The organism is Hydrogenophaga sp., from assembly GCF_030656115.1.
Lineage (GTDB): Bacteria > Pseudomonadota > Gammaproteobacteria > Burkholderiales > Burkholderiaceae_C > Hydrogenophaga.
Genome location: NZ_JAUSOO010000163.1, coordinates 1 through 2818, shown reverse-complemented (window position 1 = coordinate 2818; position 2818 = coordinate 1). Strand labels below are relative to the sequence as shown.

At 58.9% G+C, this 2818-nt stretch carries 2 protein-coding genes and 1 pseudogene; 1 reads left to right on the top strand and 2 read right to left on the bottom strand.

The window, feature by feature from the left end; all coding sequences use genetic code 11:
* Nucleotides 1-414: 414 nt before the first annotated feature.
* Nucleotides 415-1432 (bottom strand): annotated as a pseudogene (locus tag Q7J58_RS21155) (IS4 family transposase); the annotation flags it as partial.
* Between the two features lie 53 nt (nucleotides 1433-1485).
* On the bottom strand, nucleotides 1486-1860 hold the full coding sequence (locus Q7J58_RS21150; protein WP_304831850.1) for a metalloregulator ArsR/SmtB family transcription factor: 375 nt from the start codon (nucleotides 1858-1860) through the stop codon (nucleotides 1486-1488).
* Nucleotides 1861-2490: 630 nt separating this feature from the next.
* Between Q7J58_RS21150 and Q7J58_RS21145 the strand changes: the two genes are divergently transcribed.
* Entirely contained in the window at nucleotides 2491-2676 is a 186-nt protein-coding gene (locus Q7J58_RS21145; protein ID WP_304831848.1) for a hypothetical protein, read from the top strand.
* The last annotated feature ends 142 nt before the right edge of the window (nucleotides 2677-2818 follow it).

The window sequence follows — 2818 nt, the reverse complement described above, 5'->3', positions numbered from 1 at the left end:
CAGACCTGAACTCAACCGCAGCGAGGTGATGTGGCGGCTGATGAAGCATCGCTGGTTGGCGCTCAAGCGGCGCAGCAAGGAGGAGCTTGAGCAGGCTGTGGATCATGTCTTTGCCAACTTTGGCGGGAAATTCAAGATGGAGTTTTGAGGTGGACTATTTGTATGGTCTGACTTATCCGATCTCCATTTTTAGGGCTGCTGGCAGCTTGCACGGAAAAACTTCTTGTAGATTGCTTTTATACGCAACACTGGCACCGACTCATGCTTGAGGTGTAGAGGGGTGCCACGTCGTCGAACGGCGTAGTTGCTCATCGTGCGTTTGACGCCACGCGGGGTGAGGCGCCCACGACTACTCACGCAGCGGCCACTGGCGATCTCGCCCAGCAACGCATTGCGCCATGCCGACAGGCGCTCAGGGGGAATGGCCGCGGCTTGCGGCATCTTTCTCTTGATCGCTCGCAACGGATAGACAGAAGCTCTGTCGGTCCGGATCGAGTCCCTACTGCCAAGCCGCGCGCTCCATCAACTGGCGCACTCCGTAGTGCGCCAGCAGCAGACTCCACAGTTCCTGCTGGACGAAATCGGGCGTCTTGCTGCGCAGCACCGTGCTGGTCGAGCGCATGTGCGTCTTGAACTCATCGAAAACGCTTTCGACCTCCCAGCGCTCGTGGTACAGCGCCGCCAGTTCCAGCGCTGGCGCTGGCGCTGCCTCGGGGTCCAGGATATTGGTGACCAATCGGTAGCTGTCTTGCACGGGACTCGCTGAGTCCTTCAACGTGCAGTCAATGACCCGCACTCGCTGGCCGTTGCGCTTGGCGCGATCTTCGCTGTCGAACACGGTGCTCAGGTATGAACCGTCGGCAAGCTCTTGCTCCACTGGTAGGCCCAGATTGGTCTTGACGAGCCACAGCAGCTTGGCGCCGCTGGCGCACGCCGCCTGCCACAACTTGAAGCTGTAGAAGTTGCGGTCGGCCATGACCAACATGTCGCCGTTGAGCTTGGCCGGCAGCAACTCCGCCGTCATGGCCACCTCACTGTGGCCGTAGGGCGCTATGCTCGCGGCCACCACCGCATGCGTGCTGCACTCAACCAAGCCGAGCAAGCGCGCCAGCGGGAATGCGCTCTGGCCACGCGACGCGGCCGGATAGCCGAAGAACTTGGCGTTGCCCGCCTCGTCGGCCACGTCCATGCAACTGCTGTCCACTGCCATCAAGCGCCAGCCCCGGTAGCACGCCCCAGGCGCTTCGGGGCGCGCCATCGGCTTAAGTACCCGATCAGCGAGTTGCTTCATGACCTGCGGGCCCAGGCGAGTACGCGCCTGCGAGATCGCCGACTTGCTGGCCTGTACCGCGCCCGACTCGCCGCCGCTGAGCCATTGCAAACCTTCGCACACCACGCGCAGCACTTCTTCCAATGGCGCTTCGCGCCATAAGACAGTCAATAGAAGTTTACGAGATGCCCTGAAGTACCGAAAGTGTCCGCCCTTCAGGAGGCAACGCGAGGAGACAGCCGTTCGGACGCAGGTACCGCGCTGGGCTCATCCATTTCGATGGCAATTTGGGTGCACACGGTGCGGCACAGGGTAACGGCTTTTTCGCTTTGAACGCGGTAAATCACCTGGGTACCATCTTTACGTTTGGCCAGCACGCCAGCTCGATACAACAGATTTAGGTGCTGGGACAGATTGGGTTGGGTTGTGTCAATTTCTTGCAAAAGTTGCGAGACAGATTTTTCTTTGTCGCACAGTGCACTCAGGATGCGCAGGCGCATGGGCGTAGCCAGCACACCGAACAATTCAGCAGCCAACTCAAACACACGGACCTTTTCCACATTTGCATCGGATTCGATCATCTGTTCCATGGTATGCATCACTTTTGTCAATATAAGCATGAATCATACTTACAAAAGACAACGATGCCTACGTGTTTTGTCGGACTTTGCAGCACGTACAGCACCCGCGCCCAAAAAGCTCCCAGCAGATTACCGTGAAAGACCATCCAGGTAACGACATGTGAACCCCTGCAGCAATTCTCAATATGGCCGAACGGGAGCAAACTGGGGGTGTGGAGACTTCAGGCGGAGGCTGGAATGGTGAAGGGTAAGACGCTGGATTTTGCGCAAGTGATGCAGCGGGTACGCGAGGTGGGTATTTCGGACCAACGTGACCGGTGATTTCGGCATCGTGACCGCGTTCCTTTTCGGCTCATCGTGACCGGCCGTTTCGGCATCGTGACCGATCATTTCGGTCATCGTGACCGTCGTTTCAGTCCCCATTTTTTTGAGGGTCTGTTGCTGGCGGTGCTGCGTAGAGAACTCAACCGGGCGTCTTAATCTCGACGGCTTTTGCCCTCAGGAGCCAGATGCCCAAACCTCGAATTTCTCTACGTGTCGAGTTCCGTGCGATTATGTACCCCGTCGCAGCTGGCCGTTGTTCCGGGCCCGTGCTGTTTTGGCGGGCCTTCTGGCCTCTGGTACTGAGGAGAACGCATCATGAGTATGGTCCATCCGATGGCACGCACCACCCCACGCACGCGTGCTGAGATTCATGAATCCCAGGCCGGCCTTGCCGAAGTGGCTCAGACCTACAACATCAGCCGTGGTACGGCGCGCAAGTGGCGCAATCGCTCGGACACCTTGATCGCTCGCACCGCGCGCACCAGTTGCCCACCACCTTGAGTCCGGCGCAAGAGGTGATCGTGATGGAGATACGGCGCCTGTGCCTGCTGCCTTTGGACGACCTGGTCAGTGTCACCCGGGAGTTCATCAACGCTGACGCATCCCGCTCAGGTATCAGCCGTTTGCTGCGCCGCGAGGGCCT